General features: G+C 35.9%; 20 protein-coding genes. 17 read left to right on the forward strand and 3 right to left on the reverse strand.

Translation table 11 applies throughout. The features are described from left to right. The first annotated feature begins 314 nt into the window (after positions 1–314). Positions 315–1403 carry a DUF4362 domain-containing protein gene (locus GH741_RS02020; RefSeq protein ID WP_153735108.1) on the forward strand — a complete coding sequence of 363 codons (1089 nt, stop codon included), beginning with the start codon at positions 315–317 and terminating at the stop codon, positions 1401–1403. A gap of 173 nt (positions 1404–1576) precedes the next feature. Here GH741_RS02020 and GH741_RS21820 read toward each other — a convergent pair whose 3' ends face one another. Both GH741_RS21820 and GH741_RS02030 read right to left on the reverse strand, forming a co-directional pair. After that, positions 1577–1948: a hypothetical protein gene (locus GH741_RS21820; RefSeq protein WP_240795380.1), complete on the reverse strand. Its 372-nt coding sequence runs from the start codon at positions 1946–1948 to the stop codon at positions 1577–1579. Positions 1949–1975: 27 nt separating this feature from the next. Next, complete coding sequence (locus tag GH741_RS02030; RefSeq protein ID WP_153735109.1) at positions 1976–2197, reverse strand: hypothetical protein; 222 nt, start codon at positions 2195–2197, stop codon at positions 1976–1978. A 254-nt stretch (positions 2198–2451) separates the two neighbouring features. Between GH741_RS02030 and GH741_RS02035 the strand changes: the two genes are divergently transcribed. The 8 genes from GH741_RS02035 to GH741_RS02065 all read left to right on the forward strand — a co-directional run bounded on the left by GH741_RS02035 (position 2452) and on the right by GH741_RS02065 (position 10552). Beyond that, positions 2452–3177: a gamma-glutamyl-gamma-aminobutyrate hydrolase family protein gene (locus GH741_RS02035; RefSeq protein WP_338079199.1), complete on the forward strand. Its 726-nt coding sequence runs from the start codon at positions 2452–2454 to the stop codon at positions 3175–3177. A gap of 119 nt (positions 3178–3296) precedes the next feature. Continuing rightward, the gene (locus tag GH741_RS02040; protein WP_240795381.1) at positions 3297–3713 is read left to right on the forward strand and encodes a hypothetical protein; all 417 of its coding nucleotides are present in this window, start codon (positions 3297–3299) and stop codon (positions 3711–3713) included. Next, on the forward strand, positions 3689–3937 hold the full coding sequence (locus GH741_RS21825; protein WP_240795382.1) for a hypothetical protein: 249 nt from the start codon (positions 3689–3691) through the stop codon (positions 3935–3937). The genes GH741_RS02040 and GH741_RS21825 overlap by 25 nt, the downstream gene beginning before the upstream one ends. A gap of 242 nt (positions 3938–4179) precedes the next feature. Next, complete coding sequence (fadH, locus tag GH741_RS02045; RefSeq protein WP_153735110.1) at positions 4180–4950, forward strand: 2,4-dienoyl-CoA reductase; 771 nt, start codon at positions 4180–4182, stop codon at positions 4948–4950. Positions 4951–5033: 83 nt separating this feature from the next. Beyond that, entirely contained in the window at positions 5034–7382 is a 2349-nt protein-coding gene (locus GH741_RS02050) for a beta-glucosidase (RefSeq protein WP_153735111.1), read from the forward strand. Between the two features lie 270 nt (positions 7383–7652). Beyond that, entirely contained in the window at positions 7653–8441 is a 789-nt protein-coding gene (locus GH741_RS02055) for a GNAT family N-acetyltransferase (protein WP_153735112.1), read from the forward strand. 102 nt (positions 8442–8543) lie between these two features. Beyond that, positions 8544–9074: a hypothetical protein gene (locus tag GH741_RS02060; RefSeq protein WP_153735113.1), complete on the forward strand. Its 531-nt coding sequence runs from the start codon at positions 8544–8546 to the stop codon at positions 9072–9074. Between the two features lie 644 nt (positions 9075–9718). Next, on the forward strand, positions 9719–10552 hold the full coding sequence (locus GH741_RS02065) for an SPL family radical SAM protein (RefSeq protein ID WP_153735114.1): 834 nt from the start codon (positions 9719–9721) through the stop codon (positions 10550–10552). A gap of 83 nt (positions 10553–10635) precedes the next feature. Here GH741_RS02065 and GH741_RS22060 read toward each other — a convergent pair whose 3' ends face one another. Next, a complete protein-coding gene (locus GH741_RS22060) occupies positions 10636–10767 on the reverse strand; it encodes a hypothetical protein (protein ID WP_276608205.1) in 132 nt (43 codons plus the stop codon). Positions 10768–11335: 568 nt separating this feature from the next. Between GH741_RS22060 and GH741_RS02070 the strand changes: the two genes are divergently transcribed. From GH741_RS02070 to GH741_RS02105, 8 genes are all read left to right on the forward strand, one after another. Beyond that, positions 11336–12124, forward strand: coding sequence for a DeoR/GlpR family DNA-binding transcription regulator (locus GH741_RS02070; RefSeq protein ID WP_153735115.1), 789 nt, complete (start codon positions 11336–11338; stop codon positions 12122–12124). A 180-nt stretch (positions 12125–12304) separates the two neighbouring features. Continuing rightward, the gene (locus GH741_RS02075; protein WP_153735116.1) at positions 12305–13252 is read left to right on the forward strand and encodes a sugar ABC transporter substrate-binding protein; all 948 of its coding nucleotides are present in this window, start codon (positions 12305–12307) and stop codon (positions 13250–13252) included. Between the two features lie 76 nt (positions 13253–13328). Further along, positions 13329–14822: a sugar ABC transporter ATP-binding protein gene (locus GH741_RS02080; RefSeq protein ID WP_153735117.1), complete on the forward strand. Its 1494-nt coding sequence runs from the start codon at positions 13329–13331 to the stop codon at positions 14820–14822. 1 nt (position 14823) lies between these two features. Next, on the forward strand, positions 14824–15843 hold the full coding sequence (locus tag GH741_RS02085; protein ID WP_153735118.1) for an ABC transporter permease: 1020 nt from the start codon (positions 14824–14826) through the stop codon (positions 15841–15843). A gap of 73 nt (positions 15844–15916) precedes the next feature. Further along, positions 15917–16933, forward strand: coding sequence for a carbohydrate kinase family protein (locus tag GH741_RS02090; protein ID WP_153735119.1), 1017 nt, complete (start codon positions 15917–15919; stop codon positions 16931–16933). Positions 16934–16945: 12 nt separating this feature from the next. After that, positions 16946–17815 carry a class II fructose-bisphosphate aldolase gene (locus GH741_RS02095; protein WP_153735120.1) on the forward strand — a complete coding sequence of 290 codons (870 nt, stop codon included), beginning with the start codon at positions 16946–16948 and terminating at the stop codon, positions 17813–17815. Between the two features lie 64 nt (positions 17816–17879). Beyond that, the gene (locus tag GH741_RS02100) at positions 17880–18374 is read left to right on the forward strand and encodes a D-lyxose/D-mannose family sugar isomerase (RefSeq protein WP_153735541.1); all 495 of its coding nucleotides are present in this window, start codon (positions 17880–17882) and stop codon (positions 18372–18374) included. Positions 18375–18584: 210 nt separating this feature from the next. Beyond that, positions 18585–19475 (forward strand): amidohydrolase family protein, encoded by an 891-nt coding sequence (locus GH741_RS02105; RefSeq protein WP_153735121.1) that lies wholly within the window; start codon positions 18585–18587, stop codon positions 19473–19475. Positions 19476–19564: the final 89 nt, after the last annotated feature.

Raw genomic sequence — 19564 nt, forward strand, 5'->3', positions numbered from 1 at the left:
GCTCAGTATCTTTCTTATGAATTCTGGATTCCGAAAGAAGTGTTATCACACACTTTATCTAGACCTAAAATTGACTCGATTACATTCCCTTAATTATAAAAAAACAAAGATGATAATTTAATCTGTACGATTGTAACTTAGGACAAGCCTTTATCGACTAATATATAAATATTCACTTTTAAAGTTATCAACTAAACCACTACATAAATACAGTAAAAATGATGAGTACAGACTAGATCAAAACTATATGCAAAATATCTATAGAATGGATGTGAAATCCTGTGAAAAGACTACTATACATATGTCTCTTAGTCATGGTAACGGCTTTGACAGCCTGCAATGAGAATACGAATGATGGTGGAACAATCCATCCGGTTGGTGTAGAGGAAGAAAAACAACCAGATGTGAAAGAGGAGTCCAAACCCAACGTACCGGGTGTTAAAAATGTTGATGTCCTAAATACCCATGGCCAAATTCAAGGGTGGGAAAAGATGGCGGAATTTTACCAAAATATGCGGATTGGTACCGTCTCTGAGCTACGGATTGTTCATTACACTACTGAGGGAGATCCTATACTAACAGATTTAACGTATAACGGTGAATCACTAGAGGTTAAGTATGATACCACGCAAGACAATTTTGGGAGTGGTGAGGTAATAACCAATACTTGTGGGGATCTGATTGAAGAAACTAATCCCACAAACGTTTCCTATATCGCGGTTGACTGTGAGGGTCTTTCTCGTGAGATTCTACAAATTAGTTACAACATGAGTCAGCAAGATCGCTTTGAAGTGGAATTGAAGTATGGCAAAGAACTAGAAAACGAAATTAATACACTAACAAATACATTAAAACAAGAGACAGATACACAAGCGGAGAGTGATTTTGACCTGCCTGATACTGTAAAGCAAGAGGTGTACAAAAAATTAGTATTTGCAAACTACTTAGCCGAAAAAGACATAAAAACCACTTGTTCGACCAAGGACAATAGAAACTATTATCTAAAGGTGTACATAAACGGTGGTGATCGTGAGTATCGCTGGGCTTCCTGCGATGAGAGTCAAGATGCTCAGAACTTAACAGAGATTGCAGAATACATGATTGATCAGTCGACGAATATACAAGATGAAGAGCTAGATATCACGGTTCAAGGTTACGTACTGGAAAAAAAGGATGACATGATATTAATCGGTCAGGAGCTTAACAGGTTAGATTATGAATGGATTAAAGATGAGCTTCAACATATGGAGCTAGAGGGGATTGGTTTTGACTTCACCTATCTAGAAGGTATTTCTACTGATGAGTTCAGTCTTGGTAATAAAATCCGTGCAACAATTGAAGGGAGTATCAAGGGCTCCAATCCGGGGAAAGCCATGGTGAAAGAAATTGAGAAATTAGAGTAAGTTTTATTACTAGGATGAGACCTCGGGACAAGATAAACTGTCAGACTAATAAAAAGAATTCAAAGAAAGAGCCTATTCCTTATAGCATCAGGAATAGGTTCTTTAACTTTTCTACAGGTAGTTGTTTGGTTTGTTCTTTGGGCTCCGGGACAAGGTGCCTGTCCCTCTGTCCCTTAGCTAAGTCCGTTTCCACCGGTATTATTTTGAGCAGCTTGTTGATTTTGCTGTCTAACTTCCTCAGCATTTGTTCCTGCAAATCCTGGTTGGGTAACAGATTGTGTTACTCCGTTAACCTGGTTAGGACTTGTCCCAGCTGATGATTGAAAGTTTTGTTGTGGGCTTTGTTGCTGAAACTGTTGGATTAATTGTTGGATCTCCTGCAACTGTTGTGCAGCATTTTGTTCTATGTTAGCCATTTGTTGCTGTTGCTGTGCTCCTACTTGTTGTCCTTGTTGAAGCTGTTGTGCGTTTTGTTGTTCTTGTTGCTCCAGTTGTTTTGCAATTTGTGTAATTTGATTTAGAACTTGCTGAGCCTGCTGTGGCATTAATAAAACTCCTCTATAAAAAGATTATTATTCGGATTGAGATTGTTGTTGGGTCATTATTGCACTTTGAACTTGACTTACTGAAGTTTGAGCCTGCGCAATTTCAGCTGCGGCTTGTTTAATTGCTTCTTGAGCCATTACCTGGTCAGATGAAGATTTTTCAATTGCTTGTGTTAATAGTTCTTTAGTTAAAGAAACACTACCTTTTGCTTGATTTAACTGATTTACATCAATTTGTTGTTGAGCCATACCAAACATCTCCTTTTAGAGTCTTTATTACTCTTTTATAATAACCATGAATTCAAATATTATGGCTGGTTATATTTGACTTATAATAAAGCACTACATTATTAGCCAATTGGTTTTGTGGTAAAATTTTCGAAAAATAATTGCGAATGCTTTATGTAAATAATAATATTTCTATAGTGGAAAGCTACAGATCGACTTGTGAAAAATCCGCGTAATTTTCGAAAAGGATTAGGTCAGGGAGGCAGTGCAAAATAGTGGAGCAATCAATTAAGCCTATAATAGGAATTACTAGTTCTATTGTCACTCATAATAATATTCCAAGTTATAATTTACATGAGAAGCATATCCGTGCAGTTGTTCGTGCAGGTGGGGTTCCGATAATCATTCCAACTGGTACACAAGAGCTGACAGAAGTATGGGTTAATGCTTGTAAAGGAATTATCTTAAGTAGCGGTGAAGATGTAGATCCGAGTTCTTATGGTTCAAACCCGTCTCCAAAGATACAAAAAACAAATAAAAACCGTGACTTAACAGAAATCGGTCTGGTTCAAAATGCTCAAAAACAAAATAAACCAGTTATGGGTCTTTGTAGAGGAGCAACGATGCTAAATGTTGCTTTAGGAGGAACAGTAATTCAAGACATTGTCACTAATAACCCTAATGCTATTAACCACAATCAGAAAGCTGATAGATCAGAACCGACTCATGATGTTCAAATTGATGCTACTAGTAGGTTATATCAAATTTTCCGCACCTCGAACATCCGCGTTAATAGTATGCATCATCAGGCCATTGGCCGAATTTCATCGGATCTAAGAAAAGTAGCAGTTGCCCCGGATGGTTCCATTGAGGCAGTGGAAAGTATTGATAAAACATCACCACTGTTGATCGGAGTTCAATGGCACCCTGAGGAGATGGCAAGTGTTGATCCAATTATGCAGCGACTATTTGATGTGTTTATTAAGGAATGTGAAAAATAGTTGGATTAGGTTAATTTATGAAACATAAAACTTGAACGTAACATACATTTTACTACAAGAGGCTTTTCTAACTGTAGAAATGTCTTTATGATAAAGGAAAAAGGCTAAGGTGTGATTCAATGTCCAGATTCGAAAATCTCAATTATGTTTGGTATGCAAGCTATGGATCAAATTTAGATAGAGATCGATTTTTATGTTATATAAGAGGTGGAAAACCAAAAGGTTCTGAAAAAGTAGAAGTAGGATGTAGAGATAAGTCACTTCCAATTGAAGAAGGAACTTATGTTATGCGATATCCACTCTATTTTGCAAAAGCATCCGCACGTTGGCAAAAACAAGGAGTAGCATTTATAGGGCTGGAAAAAGATGAAAAAATCCATACATACAGTAGAAAATACTTGATAACCGTAGAGCAATTTATGGATGTAGTGAAACAAGAAAATAACGGAGAAATAGTTGATATTGGCCTACAAGAAGTAGTTGAAAGCGGATTTAAAACAATTATAGATTCATGGTACGGTACGATTTTTATTTAGGTGAAGCAGATGGATATCCAATCTTCACTTTTACTGCTGATTGGGATTTAGATGTGCCGTTTAATAAACCATCGAACGAATATCTAAGTATGATCATCAATGGGTTAAAAGCAATAATAGGGCTTGAAGACATAGAGATTTTTAATTATTTGCGTACCAAGCCGGGAATAGCTAATAACTATACTAATACCGAACTTGAAGAACTGGTTAATTTTTCTTCATGACGCGGATGTAAAAATCGATTATCGATTAAAAACTCGTTTCCAGATGTCTGGGAGTGAGTTTTTTAATTTGAGTTCAAAAAAATGTATCTAGGTGTAATTAGGGAAGTCCATATAATTTATATGTGCAAGAGCCCACCTTTTTTACCAAACTCGTAAGTTTTCATATCACTAGGATCGTTGACCATGATAAACTATAACTAACAAAAAATGAATCATCATTCATTTAAAGGGGTGAAAAATTATTGGAGGGTAAAGTGGTTATTGTTACAGGCGGTTCTAGTGGGATGGGAAAATACATGGCTGATCGGTTTGCTCAAGCCGGGGAAAAGGTGGTAATTACGGGTAGAAATCAGGAAAAACTCGATCTTGCAGAAAAAGAAATCACTCAAAAGAAGCCAAAAGGTGAAATTTTTAAGGTTCAGATGGATGTACGAGAAATTGATCATGTTCAACACATGGTAGCTAAAACCCTAGAAAAATTTGGACGGATCGATAACTTGGTGAACAATGCGGCTGGTAATTTTATTTGTCCAGCTGAGAAACTAAGTGCGAACGGGTGGAATTCTGTCATTAATATTGTGTTGAACGGGACGTTTTATTGCAGTAGTGAAGTAGGAAAGTATTGGATTGAAAAAGGGATCAAAGGTAGCATCATTAATATGGTAGCAACTTATGCCTGGGGTGCTGGCGCTGGTGTGATTCACTCTGCTGCAGCAAAAGCGGGAGTGTTATCAATGACGAGAACCCTTGCGGTCGAATGGGGGGAAAAATACGGAATTCGTGTTAATGCGATTGCTCCAGGACCAATTGACCGAACAGGCGGTGCTGAAAAATTGTGGGAGTCCAAAGAAGCTGCAGAAAGAACTTTGGCTAGCGTGCCATTGGGTCGGTTAGGGAATCCTGAAGAAATTGCCGAACTTGCTTATTTTTTATTCTCCGAACATGCTGGCTACATAAATGGAGCATGTATGACGATAGATGGCGGTCAATGGTTAAACCAAAATCCATTTTAATGGGACAGAGGGACAGGCTCTTTGTCCCACTCTGTCTCAAAAAAAGGGAACGGAAGAAACGTCCCTATCCGAGGTGAATGAAAATGCTAAAATACAAAGATATAATCAGTGAAATGACACTAGAAGAAAAGGCGTCGATGATGTCTGGTGGAAACTTTTGGAATACGACGGCTATTGATAGACTTGGTATCCCTTCGATCATGCTGACTGATGGTCCACATGGTTTAAGAAAGCAGGGAGGAAAGGCGGATCATATAGGTCTCAACAAAAGTATACCGGCAACTTGCTTTCCGCCTGCAGCAACGCTTGCCAACAGTTGGGATCTGGAATTGTTAGATGATGTTGGTAGATACATAGGAAAAGAGGCTGCTAGTGAGCAAGTCAGTGTTTTGCTCGGACCAGGACTTAATATTAAAAGGAATCCTCTTTGTGGCAGGAACTTTGAATATTTTTCAGAGGATCCATACCTAAGTGGAAAGCTTGCTGCTTATATGATCAAGGGGATTCAGTCCACTGGGATCTCCGCATGCCCTAAGCATTATGCAGTAAACAGTCAGGAACATATGCGGATGACGATTGATGAAGTCGTAGATGAACGGGCTCTACGTGAACTTTATTTGGAAGGTTTCCGATATGCAGTAGAAGAGGGGAAACCTAAAACTTTGATGACCTCCTATAATAAAGTGAACAGTCAATATGCCAACGAAAACACCCATTTAATGCAAGAAATATTGTATGATGAGTGGAACTACGAGGGGGTTGTTGTCACCGATTGGGGTGGAAATAATGATCGTGTCAAAGGTCTTTTGGCAGGTAATCAACTCGAGATGCCTTCAACGGGTGGAATAACGGACAAGGAAATTGTGGATGCTGTGAGGTCCGGTGAACTGAGTGAATCCGTTCTAGATGAGAGTGTAGACCGGTTGCTTAACTTGATATTTGAAACACGAAAAACATTGAATGAAACTACTGAAGAAGTCGATATGGAAAAACATCATAGTAAGGCTATAGATGCAGCTAGACGGTCGATGGTATTGCTTAAAAATGAAGGCGGAATTCTTCCACTGCAATCGGAGCAGAGTGTTGCTATTATCGGTGACTTTGCAAAAAATCCACGCTATCAGGGTGCTGGAAGTTCCCTTATAAATCCAACAAAAGTGGATAATGCATGGGATCAACTAAGTCAATCCGGTTTAACTGTCATAGGCTATGAACAAGGATTTAAGCGCTTTGGTGGGCGGATCAATACCTTAAAAAACAATGCGCTAAAACTTGCCAAACAGGCAGATGTCATACTAGTATTTCTTGGTCTTGATGAGGGTAGTGAAGCGGAAGGCTCTGATAGGGAGAATATGAGACTACGAGAAAATCAGCTTGAGCTGGTTAGTGAACTAACAAAGGTTCATGAATATATCGTCGTTGTTTTATCTGGAGGGTCGGCCATTGAAATGCCTTTTGCAAAGAATGTAAAGGCTATCCTACATGGCTACTTAGGAGGACAGGGTGGGGGATCAGCCTTGCGTGATATCATCCTCGGTAACTATAATCCTAGTGGAAAACTGGCGGAAACGTACCCACTGAAATATGAGGATGTTTCTTCTGCTCCCTACTATCCAGGGTTAGAGGCTACTTCTGAGCATCGAGAAAGTATTTATATCGGATATCGTTACTTTGATACTAAGAAAATACCAGTACTGTTTCCATTTGGACATGGATTGTCTTATACCGAATTTCATTATGATGCGCTAAAAATTACCGATCAGTTCGTTTCCTTTACTATCAAAAATATAGGCAGTAAGGCTGGAGAAGAAATTGCACAGCTTTATATCAAGGCGCTTGCTTCGACTGTATTTCGGCCGAATAAGGAATTGAAAGGGTTCATAAAGGTATACTTAGAAGCGAATGAATCAAAAGAGGTTACAATAGACCTTGGAGAGCATGCTTTTTCCTATTACAACACATTAATTAATGGATGGTCAGTGGAAAGCGGAAGTTATGAGTTGCAAGTTGGTAGCTCTATTGATGACATCCGGTTGTCCGATACCATGGAGATAAAAGGTGACGATGCCGAGCATTCATACGATCAAGCACTGCATGAAAAATATTATGCAGCGGATGTGCATAATATTAATGATCAGGAATTTCATCAACTTTTGGGATACACACCACCGAATCCTTCTTGGGATAGAAAGAAAAAGCTTGGCTACAACGATACGATAGCCCAAGGGCGGTACAAGAAAGGTCTAGGGAAAGTGCTATATCTCATCGTAATATTGGCTAATAAGTTTCTATTTTTAATCGGCAAACCATTACAAGCAAATAATGTAATGTTTATCAAAAACATGCCGTTTCGCCAAATCCCTAGATTTTCTCAAGGAAAAATTAGTAAAAGAATGATGGATAGAGTACTAAAACTTATTAATCTATGGTAAGGGACAGAGGGACAGGCTCCTTGTCCCAGTTATAGGATATTTTTCTAATGTGTTTTGGGGGTGAAATGTAACTCATAGTAACTATATAATAATATAGTTAGACAAAGCCTATTTACTATAGCGGTGTATTTTTTGAATTCCGCTCATTTTCTCTGAACAGATGATTAATTTAAATAAGCTAGGTTTAATTTTGGTTATTTTCTAGATGATTCATGTGATTTTAACGCAAGATGAAAAACATGAAAAGTAGACTAGAGGAGGAATTCGATTATGGGCATTCTAAAATCTGCATCTAAAGAGGAACTAATAAAAGCAAATCAAAGAAGTTTGATGGATTTTTTCCATATGACTAGTAAGAAGAGTGATGTGATTCACTTTCTAAAAGGAGAAGGAATCGAAGGATTATATAGTAGTATTCCTATTCGTATAGTAAATAGGATAATTTTAACTGACCCAAATTCGAAATACTTAGACAGTGAAGTAGAGAATATTAGTAAATTTTATGAAAAAAAAAGCAGTCCTTTGTATTGGGAGGTTTGGCCCGAAAATTCTCCCGATAAATTGGAAGAGACATTATTAAAACAAAACTTTCATTATGCTGGCGAATATCCGGCAATGGGAATGAAACTTGATCAATTAGTTGAAGAAGATTTAAAAGGTCTAGAAATTAAACGAGTTGAAAATAAAAAACAAGCTTTTATCTTAGCCGATTTATTTAAAGAAATCTATCAACTGCCAGATACAGCTAGAGAGGATTTTCTAAATACAGTTTTATTATTTGATCAAGATTTAATTAACTATTTAGGGTATGAAGACGGTGAACCAGTATGTATGTCATCTGTCTATTATTATGCAGGTGTTGCGGGTATCTATAATGTTGGAACTAAAAAGGATTATTGTAGAAAAGGGTATGGAAGAAAGGTTACAGCAAAACCTTTAATGGATGCTAGCGAAAAAGGATATAAATATGCCATTTTACAATCTTCTGAACAAGGTGAAAAAGTTTATCAACGAATGGGCTTTGAAGAATTGTGTAGAGTTAAATCATTTAAGAAGTAGGGACAAGGAACCTGTCCCCTTGTCCCTGTTTACTGTCTAAGGTGAAACGCTTTTCCGGTATTCCACGTAAGGAATATATATAAGTGTAGAGGAGGGTATTTTTTGATAAAGCTACTAATGACTACTACTGTCTTTCTCTTTCTTTTTGGTTGCTCAAATGAAGAAACTGTAGTTGAAAATTTAAGTGAGGCTAAACCATTGGAAGAAAAAATTGCTGATGTAATGGAGGAGCAAGACTATCTACTAGACAATATTGTTGATTATGAAATTAATGACGATTTTATTTATGTATTTTCCTACACTACTCAATCCGGGTTGAGTGCAGCCATACTTAAATTTAATTCAAATTCAATCGACTGGGTAATGGGTGAAAAATCTATTCAAACCATTTCTATAGGGGATCCCGAAGAAAGTACACCTATCTTAACTGTCGTACAAACGGATGAACCTAACGTTAAAGGTGTAAGGGTAAATAATGAACACGCAAAGTTAATTCAGTTAACACAAGATCTGACTGAAGACTATTCAACAGAAGTTAAGTATTGGATTCATTTTTCAAAGATGACAGAGGACTTTGAAAATCTAGAAAATATACCGTCGGAGAATATTGAATTTATCCGACAAAACGGCTGAAATTGATTGAAAGGTTATTTGTCTTTTTTATCGGGCTTATATAGTTAGGTTTTTATCGATAATTTCTGAATTCATTCTTGATTGGGTAACAGTGGTCTATGAATACTAAAGAACAAATTAACTTGGGCAAGATTTTTGCGAAAGAATGAAGAAACAAAAGTACCAAAAGGGTGATTAGATATGTATGGTTTACTTAATCTGGGGAGCCTCGTATTTGGACTAATTGCTTGGATCCTCCCTGTTATAAATCTCATCCGACATGAAAAACATGACCATAAGAAATGGGTAACTCTTTCCTTTATGAGCATTAGCGCTTGTGCTATATCGCTATGTTTCCAGATTTTTTATAACTATCATCTCGTAAAGATTGAGGACTGGTCTGCTCTTATGGACACAACGGGTGCAGTGGTGTTCGCGTCAACAATACTTCTCATCGTTACCATTATATTAAATCTAACTACCTTAATTGTATATCGCGGCATAGGGACAGGGGGACAGGCTCCTTGTCCCTGAATATTTTGTCCATAGAATATAGCTGGATAAAATTGTTATCGTAAATCAATGTAGATATACGTAATATTATAATATAGGTCTTACTCCTATATTCTCAGATTTTTGAAACACCGAAGTGAGGAAAATGTAGTATGAAAATGGACGTGAAAGAAGTCATTAGCAAAAATATCCTTACAGAAGCAACAGGCTATTTAGATGTTGGATTCACACATTCATTAAATCCTTATAGTGGTTGTGCTTTTGCTTGTAAGTACTGTTATGTGAGAGAAATGCCCATCCAGAAATTCAAAGAAATTCCTTGGGGTCAATGGGTCAATTTGAAGATTAATGCGGCAGAAAAATATCAAAAAGAATTTACGAAACTACGTAAGAATAACAAAACGATTAACATTTTTATGTCCTCCGCAACAGATCCTTATCAACCAATCGAACGGACATCCAATATTACGCGTGGGCTATTAGAAAAAATGTTGGAGTTTCCACCAGATTTTCTGCAAATACAAACGAGAAGTCCATTGATTACAAGGGATATTGATTTATTAGTCAAATTAAAAGAGAAATGCAAAGTCTTCGTATCTATGACAATCGAAACGGACAAAGAGGATATCAAGCGGATATTTGCTCCTCATGGACCAGGGATAAAGTTGCGAATGAAAGCATTAAAAGAAGTACATGATGCAGGAATAACCACCCAAGCTTCGATATCCCCTGTGTTGCCATTTACTCCTGATTTTCCTAAAGCATTAATTGGAATAGTCGATCACATTTGGATTGATACGTTAAGTATTGGTGATGGTTTGATGGGAAAACGTTCGGAAAAGTTAGGTATGCCTAATTTATTTGAAGAACATGAGCTATCAAAATGGTATCGAAAAGATATTCATGTGATGGTGGAAAAGTACTTCAACAAGTTTTTCGACGATGATAATATTCGAGTTTCCAAGAATGAGGCTTTCCCAACCTAAGGGACAGGCTCCTTGTCCCATTATGACAAACTTTAGGGGCATTCCTCAGAACAGGACAATTGTCTTGTACTGAATGATGCCCATTAGTTAGCTAGTTCTTCGGTAGAGAAAGACCAACCCCGATTCCCCCCACTTAAAACGATGTTAGGTTTGGTTGCTTTTTCAATATCCACTTTGACAAGTAATCTTTCAGACTCACCATTGTAGATCGCCATAGAAATGTTCCATTGCTAATTACCTCGTACCATTAGCGCTGTTGTAATTGGATCTATTCTCCCCTCTATAGCTATACAATGATGACCTTAAACGTGAATTTCCAACCTGGAGTAATACTAACTACGACATTCCATCTTGTAGGCTTTAGGTCACATTGATTAAACGGAAAATAAGATGGTTGATTATTGCTGTGCATAATAATTTTTCCTTTCCTTAAGCTGTTTTTATTTATATCAAAATAATGATCATAGTACGATTGTAGAAATGGGGTGTTAAGAAAATTCCGGTCTATCAAGTTGGTAGTTGGGTGATGATATTTTAATTTAATTTAGTGTTAGTTCGTCTAATGTTCATGGGCATACATTTGTTCATATAGACGAACTAATATTTTTTTTGATTTTATTTATATAATCCTATAACAATTCATCTTTGTTCCACTCTTCCTCATTGAGAAAAAACGCTAGTTCATAACAAACATTTTAATGTTTGTTATGAACATATTGTTATTTATGTCTGAATAGAATAACTATGAGACTATTGCGGCAATCAATTTAGGAGAGAGACTTTATGGTAAATCAAAGAAAGTTAAATAATAGACAAGAACAAATCTATAACTATTTATTGCTAGAAGAACAATTAAAAGTTAGTGATCTTACAGAAAAATTCAGTGTAGTCGAAATGACAATAAGACGTGATTTAGAAAAAATGGAGAAAATGGGTATTGTAAAGCGGACATTTGGAGGTGCAATTCTCGCTGCTGATCTAGATGTTGGTTTTACTAAACGTGAAAGTCTAAATGCACACTTAAAAAGACAAATTGGACAGAAGGCTGTGCAATTTGTACATGACGGTGAAGCTATTTTTGTAGATTCAGGCACCACTACTCCACATTTGGTAAAGCACTTGCCTAAAAATTGGGAACTGGTAGTTGCTACTAATGCTTTAAACGTCGTTGCTCAAATACAAGGATCCAAGAAGGAAAAAATACTATTAGGTGGAGTTTTACATGAGTCAACATTGTCTCTAGTAGGCCCTATTGCCATGTCTTCATTAGAAAATTTATCATTTGACAAAGCTTTTCTATCTACATCAGGATTAACACTAGAGAACGGATTTAGCAACGCAAATGTCTTTGAAGTTCAAATAAAACGAAAAGTTATGGAACAATCTAGAGAAGTTAATTTTCTTGTTGATCATAGCAAATTTGGAATCCAGTTCGTACATAAAATAACAATGTTAGAAGGAGTAGATCGTATCATTACAGATAAAAAACCACCAGATGAATACTGTAGATCAATAAAAAAAATAGGGATAGACCTCGTTATTTGCAATGATAATTCATTTAGTACATCTTAATGAAAACGCATACATCAAAATCTAGGAAAAAGATGATTTTAAATATAATGATTAGGATTAGAAGTTGAATAACGATTAAAGAGATAGCTTGGTAAAACATTTATTAATAAGATATTGTACAAAAAATATCAAATCACTATGTGATTTAATATAAAAAATGTTAAAAGGAGAGGTCATTGTATGAAAAAATTACTTATTTTATTGTTTGGAACAATACTCACTTTTGGGTTAGTTGCATGTGGTAATGAAGAAGCTGGGGGTGGTAGTGACTCTGATAATCTTGTTTTCGGTTACACTTCTATGACTCAGAATAACCCGTTCTTCCAAATACTAGAAGAATCTATTAGAACAGAGGTAGAGGCTAATGGGGATGAATTAATAACAACCAATCCAGCTATGGATGTTGAACTTCAAATTAACCAAATTGAAGACATGATCGCACAGGGTATAGACGCTATCTTCTTAAATCCAGTTGATTGGGAAGGAATTAGACCTGCATTGGTTATGCTTGAAGAAGCTGGAGTGCCAATAATTAACTACGATACAGAGGTTAAAGACTTTGATTATGTAACTGCTTATGTTGGTTCAGACAATACGAACGCTGGTAGAGTTGCAGGTCAAGATTTAGTAGAAAGGTTTCCTGATGGTGGACCAATAGCAGTTCTTGATAGTCCAACCATGAATTCCGTTAATGATAGAATTGAAGGATTTATGGAAGCTATTGAAGGCAAAAATTTTGAAATTGTTGCTCAACAAGATGCAAAGGGTGATTTAGAGACTGCATTAAACCTGACAGAAGATATTCTTCAAGCACATCCAGATATCATTGCAATAATGGGTGGGAATGACCCAACAGCACTTGGTGCACTAGCTGCTGCAAAAGCTAATAATGTTACTGACTTAGCGATTTATGGGGTTGATGGTTCTCCTTCAGCAAAAGCTGCAATAGCAGAAGGCGGACAGTTTGTGGGATCGGGTGCACAATCTCCTATTTCCATTGGCGTTCAATCAGTTGAGGTCGCATATAAAATATTGAATGACGAAGAATTTGAAAAAAGAACTCCTGTTGAAACGTTCTTAATTAATCAAGAAAATGTTGATGAATACGGTACAGATGGTTGGCAGTAAGAGAGTAAGATAAGTTTGATAGCGAGCTTTACTTGTATTCAAGTAAAGCTCGCTACAATTAAAAGAGGTGAAAATGATGAGTGAAACACTGTTGGAAATGAATAAGATAACTAAGCGATTCCCAGGAGTTTATGCCCTTCAAAGTGTTGATTTTGAGTTACGTGCTGGAGAAGTTCATGCACTTCTAGGAGAAAATGGAGCAGGAAAATCGACATTAATGAAAGTACTCGGTGGAATTCACACTCCAGATGAAGGAAAGATTCATATTAATGGGAACGAAGTCAGCATCCTTGATGTTAAAGATGCACAACAGCATGGGATTAGTATTATCCACCAAGAAATTGTATTAGTACCTTATTTATCGATAGCAGAAAATATTTATTTAGGTCGAGAGATACTAAACAAAGCGGGTTTAATTGATTTAGATAAAATGGTTGAAAATTCCCAGGAGTTTTTGCGTGATTTTAAATTAGAAATTGACGCTAGAACTCATATTAAAAAACTAACTGTTGCGCAACAACAAATGATTGAAATAATAAAAGCAGTTTCATTTGAATCCAAGATCATTGTAATGGATGAGCCCACCTCGTCGTTAACAGATAGAGAGGTTGATTTCTTATTTAAGACAATAGAAAATCTTAAAAAGAAAGGTGTAGGAATTGTTTACATTTCTCATAGAATGAATGAACTTTTTGAAATTTCTGACATGATAACCGTAATGAGAGATGGTTCTTACATAGGAACGGTAAAAACAAAAGAAGCAACTAACGATCAGTTAATATCGATGATGGTTGGAAGGGAATTGACTAATTATTATGATCGATCCTACTCATCATCAACAGACGATGCTGTGATGGAAGTTATCAATCTAAGCAAAAAAGGTATCTTACATGATATAAACTTTAAGTTAAGGAAAGGTGAAATTCTAGGTTTTTCTGGATTAGTAGGTGCTGGTAGATCAGAACTAATGAAGTGTTTATTTGGAATTGATACATTTGAGCGCGGAGAAGTATCTGTAAATGGAGTAAAAATAGTTATCAAAAATCCAAGCCATGCCATAAAGAACAATATTGCTTATGTTCCCGAAAACAGAAAAGAAGAAGGATTGTTTTTATCTAAACCTGTTAATTACAATATAACAATTAAAATTTTGCATCAGTTTATTAAATTCTTTAGGGTAGACAATTACTATGAAGATAATGAAGTGAGAAATTATATAGAAGAATTATCAATTAGAACTCCTAGTCCATATCAAGTAGTGAGGAATTTAAGTGGTGGGAACCAACAAAAAGTACTGATTTCAAGATGGTTAGCTACAAAACCTAAAATTCTCATTTTGGACGAACCGACAAGAGGTGTGGACGTAGGGGCTAAAGCAGAAATCTACTCAATCATGAATAGATTATCAAAAGAAGGCGTATCAATTATCATGATCTCTTCCGAGTTGCCGGAGATAATGAATATGAGTGATAGAGTGGCAGTAATGTATAAAGGTAAAATTCAAAAGATATTAGATAGAGAGAGTTATAGCCAAGAAAAAATAATGTATTACGCCACAGGGGGGATTTAGAATGACAGAACCAACTTTTAACTATGAAAACAAAAAAGATAATATCCTTATTAAAACTGGTAATGCAATTAGTACTTATGTCAAAGATAATATGGGTATTTTAATAGGTTTAATCGTTCTGTGCATAGTGATTTCGATAATTAACCCTGATTTTCTATCATCAAATAACTTACTAAACGTTCTTAGACAAACCTCAACAAACATGTATCTTGCAATAGCAATGACAATGGTAATTATTTTAGGAGGAATAGATTTATCGGTAGGGTCGATTATAGCAGTTACAGGTGTCGTAACTACTATGCTAATAGCTCTTGCTGGGTTACCTGTTTTTGTAGCAGTTCTAGCTGGTCTATTGGTTGGAATGCTATTTGGCGCATTTAATGGATACGTTGTAGCTACTACAATCATTCCTCCATTTATTGTGACGTTAGCAACAATGAATATAGCTAGAGGTGTTGCCTATGTAATATCTGATGGAAAACCGGTTAGGGTAATGTCAGATTCTTTTAATTACATCGGTTCTGGTTATATTGGAGGAGTTTTTCCAACACCAGTATTATACATGATAATAATTATTGTTTTGGCTTATCTAATCATGAATAAAACAAAGCTAGGTCGTTATATGTATGCTGTTGGAGGAAATAGCGAAGCAGCTAAATTCTCAGGAATTGATATTAAAAAAATAAAGCTTTTTGCTTATACGTTTAGCGGATTAATGGCAGGTATTGCTGGTATTGTTCTTTCATCAAGAATGTTTTCAGGGCAACCGACATCTGGTGACATGGCGGAGTTAGATGCCATTGCTGCTGTAGTATTAGGAGGAACAAGTATGACAGGTGGCTCGGGGAGAATCGGTGGTACGGTAATAGGTGCTTTAATAATCGGTGTACTAAGCAATGGGCTAAATTTAATGGGAGTAAGTTCATTTTGGCAATATGTTGTAAAGGGTGTAGTTATCCTAGTAGCTGTGTATGCAGATGTAATTAAGAAAAAAAGAGATGGAGTAAGTATGGGTGTTTAATCAAGTTTCATAAATACTTACCTAATTTTAAAAAACATGTCAGTTCAATAAGAAATAGAAAGTAGGTGAGACATTGAGAAAAGGAATAGCTATAGCCGGTACCATATCATTAGATGAAATTAAAGCAGTTGATTGTTATCCTGATAAATCTGAGCTTACCACAATAAATAGCGTGAGAAGGTCCATAGGAGGTGCCGTTTCAAATTGTTCAGTTGCTCTAGCAAAAATTGATAGAAACCTAGTAGTTGAAGCAATTACTTATCTTGGTAACGACGAAAAAGGGAAATACTTATATGAATGTTTGAATACCTATCCTAATATAGATTTGAAGCAATTGAAAATCATTGGAGAAACTCCTTTTACAGATGTCATTCAAGATAAACATGATAAGACTAGAACCTTTTTAACTTTTAGAGGTAATTCTTCCTTGTTTAATGAGAATTCAATAGATTTAATCAAACTTAAATCAAAAATCTTGCATATAGCATATATTCTTTTACTAGACTCATTGGACGAAGAGGACTTAGAGTATGGAACAAAAATGGCAAAATTATTAAAAAAAGCTCAAGAACTGGGAATTAAGACATCGATAGATATTGTTAGTGAGAGTGGAATTAGATATGAAAAAACTGTTCCTCCTAGTTTGAAGTACACAAATTATTGTGTGATCAATGAATATGAAGCGGGAAAAAGTGTTGGTATAAATCTAAGAGATAGATCAGGGAAGTTACTGACAGGTGACATTAAAAAAGTTTTATATAAATTAAAGGAATTAGGAGTAAAAGATTGGGTTGTGGTTCATGTACCTGAAGGAAGTTTTGGATATGATGGCAAGAATGTGTACAGTATTCCCTCCTTATTTATTGAAATAGAAAGTATTAAGGGAACTGTAGGTGCTGGGGATGCATACGTCGCTGGTATATTATATGGAGCTCATAAAGGTTTTAATCTTAATGAATCTATGAAATTAGCTACTGCTTCTGCAGCATCTTCATTGTTTGAAGAAGATAGTACTTCTGGAATTAAAAATTATGAGGAATTAGTTTTACTTTATGATAACTATCCGAAAAGAGAAGACATAAAAATTTAGGGAGGATGTTTTATGCTAGTAACACTAAAGGAAAATTTATTGAAAGCGGAAGAAGGGAATTATGCAGTAGGAGCATTTAATGTACCGACATTAGAATCAGCTAGAGCTGCAATGGAAGCAGCTGAAGAACTTCAAGCACCCATAATTTTAGCTCATGCAGAAGCTCACAATAATATAATGCCAATCGAATTGATTGGTCCAATATTAATAGATATGGCAAGGAAGGCAACTGTTCCAGTTACAGTTCACCTAGATCATGGTTCATCAATAACAATCATAAAGAAGGCGATAGCAATTGGTTTTACCTCCGTAATGATTGATGCCTCACATATGTCCCTTCAAGAAAATGTTAAAAGAGTTAAAGAGGTAGTTAAATATGCGCATCAACATAATGTATCAGTCGAAGCTGAGCTAGGAGTAATGACTTCTTCTGGTATAGGAGGAGAAGAGACATATGCAGGTAACCAGGATCAATCAGTAGATTTGTACACAGACCCCATCATTGCGAAAGAATTTGTAGAAAAAACAAAAATTGATGCATTAGCAGCGTCTTTCGGGACTGTTCATGGAATTTATAGTAGTGTGCCACAACTTGATTTTGAAAGGCTAAAAGATATACACGAAAATATAAAGATTCCTGTAGTGATGCATGGAGGCTCGGGATTAAGTAAAAAGGACTATATTAGGACAATAAATTCTGGAGTTAGAAAAATAAACTACTACAGTTATTCAGCTAAAGCAGGAGCGGAAGCAGTAAAGAAATATATCAATCTTAATACTAATCTTTTTTATCATGACTTAACTATCGTTGCTAAAAATGCAATTAAGGATGACTATAAACGAGCTATTAGTATTTTTACAAACAAGGAATTAGTAAAATAGTTTAAGTGAGGTGAAAAAAGTGACTACACAAGATTATGAGAGAATAAAAAAACAGTCTCTAAATATGCTTCAAAGCATGAACATTGTACTTACTGACAAGGAGAAAGAAGATTTTGAAGTTGCTGATTTTGGACTTAACAACCTTGATAAAACGGGATTACAATTGATTACGTATATTAACACAGATAACGTTTGTGCAAAGGATTTAGTGTTACTTCCAAACCAGACCTGTCCAGAACATAAACACCCAAGACGAGCCTTCGATGATGGAAAGGAAGAAACTTTTAGATGCAGATATGGAAAAGTATTTCTCTATGTTGAAGGATTGGAATCAACTAACAGAGCTGCTCAACCACCTCATGGAGATGAAGAATATTATACCGTGTTTAATGAAGTAATTTTAAACCCAGGAGAGCAGTACACAATATTTCCAAACACCCTTCACTGGTTTCAAGCTAGTAGTAGTGGAGCTGTAGTATCTGAATTTTCAACACGAAGTACAGATGAAGAGGATATATTTACAGATCCTAGAATCAATAGAATTCCGAAAGCTAATTAAGAATCATTACTAAGCTTTTAGTCAGGACAGAGAACCTGTCCCTCTGTCCCAGGGAATGTCCCCGATTTTTTGAAAAAGAAGCAAAAGAACCGTCCCCTTGTTCGAAAGAAGGAAACTCAACTATTTTTGTTGAACTTAGGTAGTAAAGTGTATCTAAGGTGGCTATGATTTTAACAATGCTATTTCCTTAGACCGGAAGGGGTAAAGCGAATGATTATAGATTGTCATTTTCATGTGGATGAATCCATGTTGACCTTGGAAAAAATGATAGAAGAAATGGACAAAAATAATGTGAGCAAAACTGTGCTGATTCCTCCTATGAATGAAACTATGTTTGACACGGATAGTAATGTTCAGCATTATGTGCATAGCTTATTTCGTTTCCTTATTCTAAATGTACCTCAAATTGGTTTTAAAATTTATGTTAGTTTAGTAGAAGATGGCTACTTTAAAGTTAATGGTAAGCACAAAGTTATTACAAAACCAGACAATGATATTGTTGCAGATGCAATTAATAAATTCCCTGAAAGATTTTTAGGATGGGCAGCAGTAAATCCACTAATTTCTGAATCAGTAGAAGAGTTAGAGTCTTACCTTGAAAGACCTGGTTTTATCGGCGTGAAAGCTCATCCGTTCATGCATGGATATACTATTAAAAAGCTTAATCCAATTGCTAGTTTGTGCCAAGAAAAAGGCATTCCAATTATTATTCATCTATCTTCAGAACCATACTCCTACAAATACTTACCGGATAAATATCCTAATCTTAAAGTGATTTACGCACACGCAGGACTTCCTTTTTGGAAAAAACTTTGGAAATATGCCAAAGACCAGCCAAATGTATTTGTTGATTCATCCAGTGATTATCTTTCTGCATCAATGGTTGAAAAAGTAGTAGATGCACTAGGTTATCGCAAAGTATTGTATGGTTGTGATGGACCTTATGGAATGAAAAGGTTTAATGAGTATGATTATTCTCATAAGAAGAGTTGGGTTGATTCACTTGAAATTCCTGAGCACCAAAAGGAATACATTTTCGGAAAAAACTTTCTCAGTTTGATTGAGAAGGGACAGAGGGACAGGCCACTTGTCCCATTATGACAAACTTTATGGGCATCCTCACAACAGGACAACTGTCTTATACTGAGGAATGCCCATTAGTTTTGAAAAAAGAAGCGAAAGAACCGTCC

It is taken from the genome of Aquibacillus halophilus, from assembly GCF_009649745.1.
Taxonomy (GTDB): domain Bacteria; phylum Bacillota; class Bacilli; order Bacillales; family Amphibacillaceae; genus Aquibacillus; species Aquibacillus halophilus.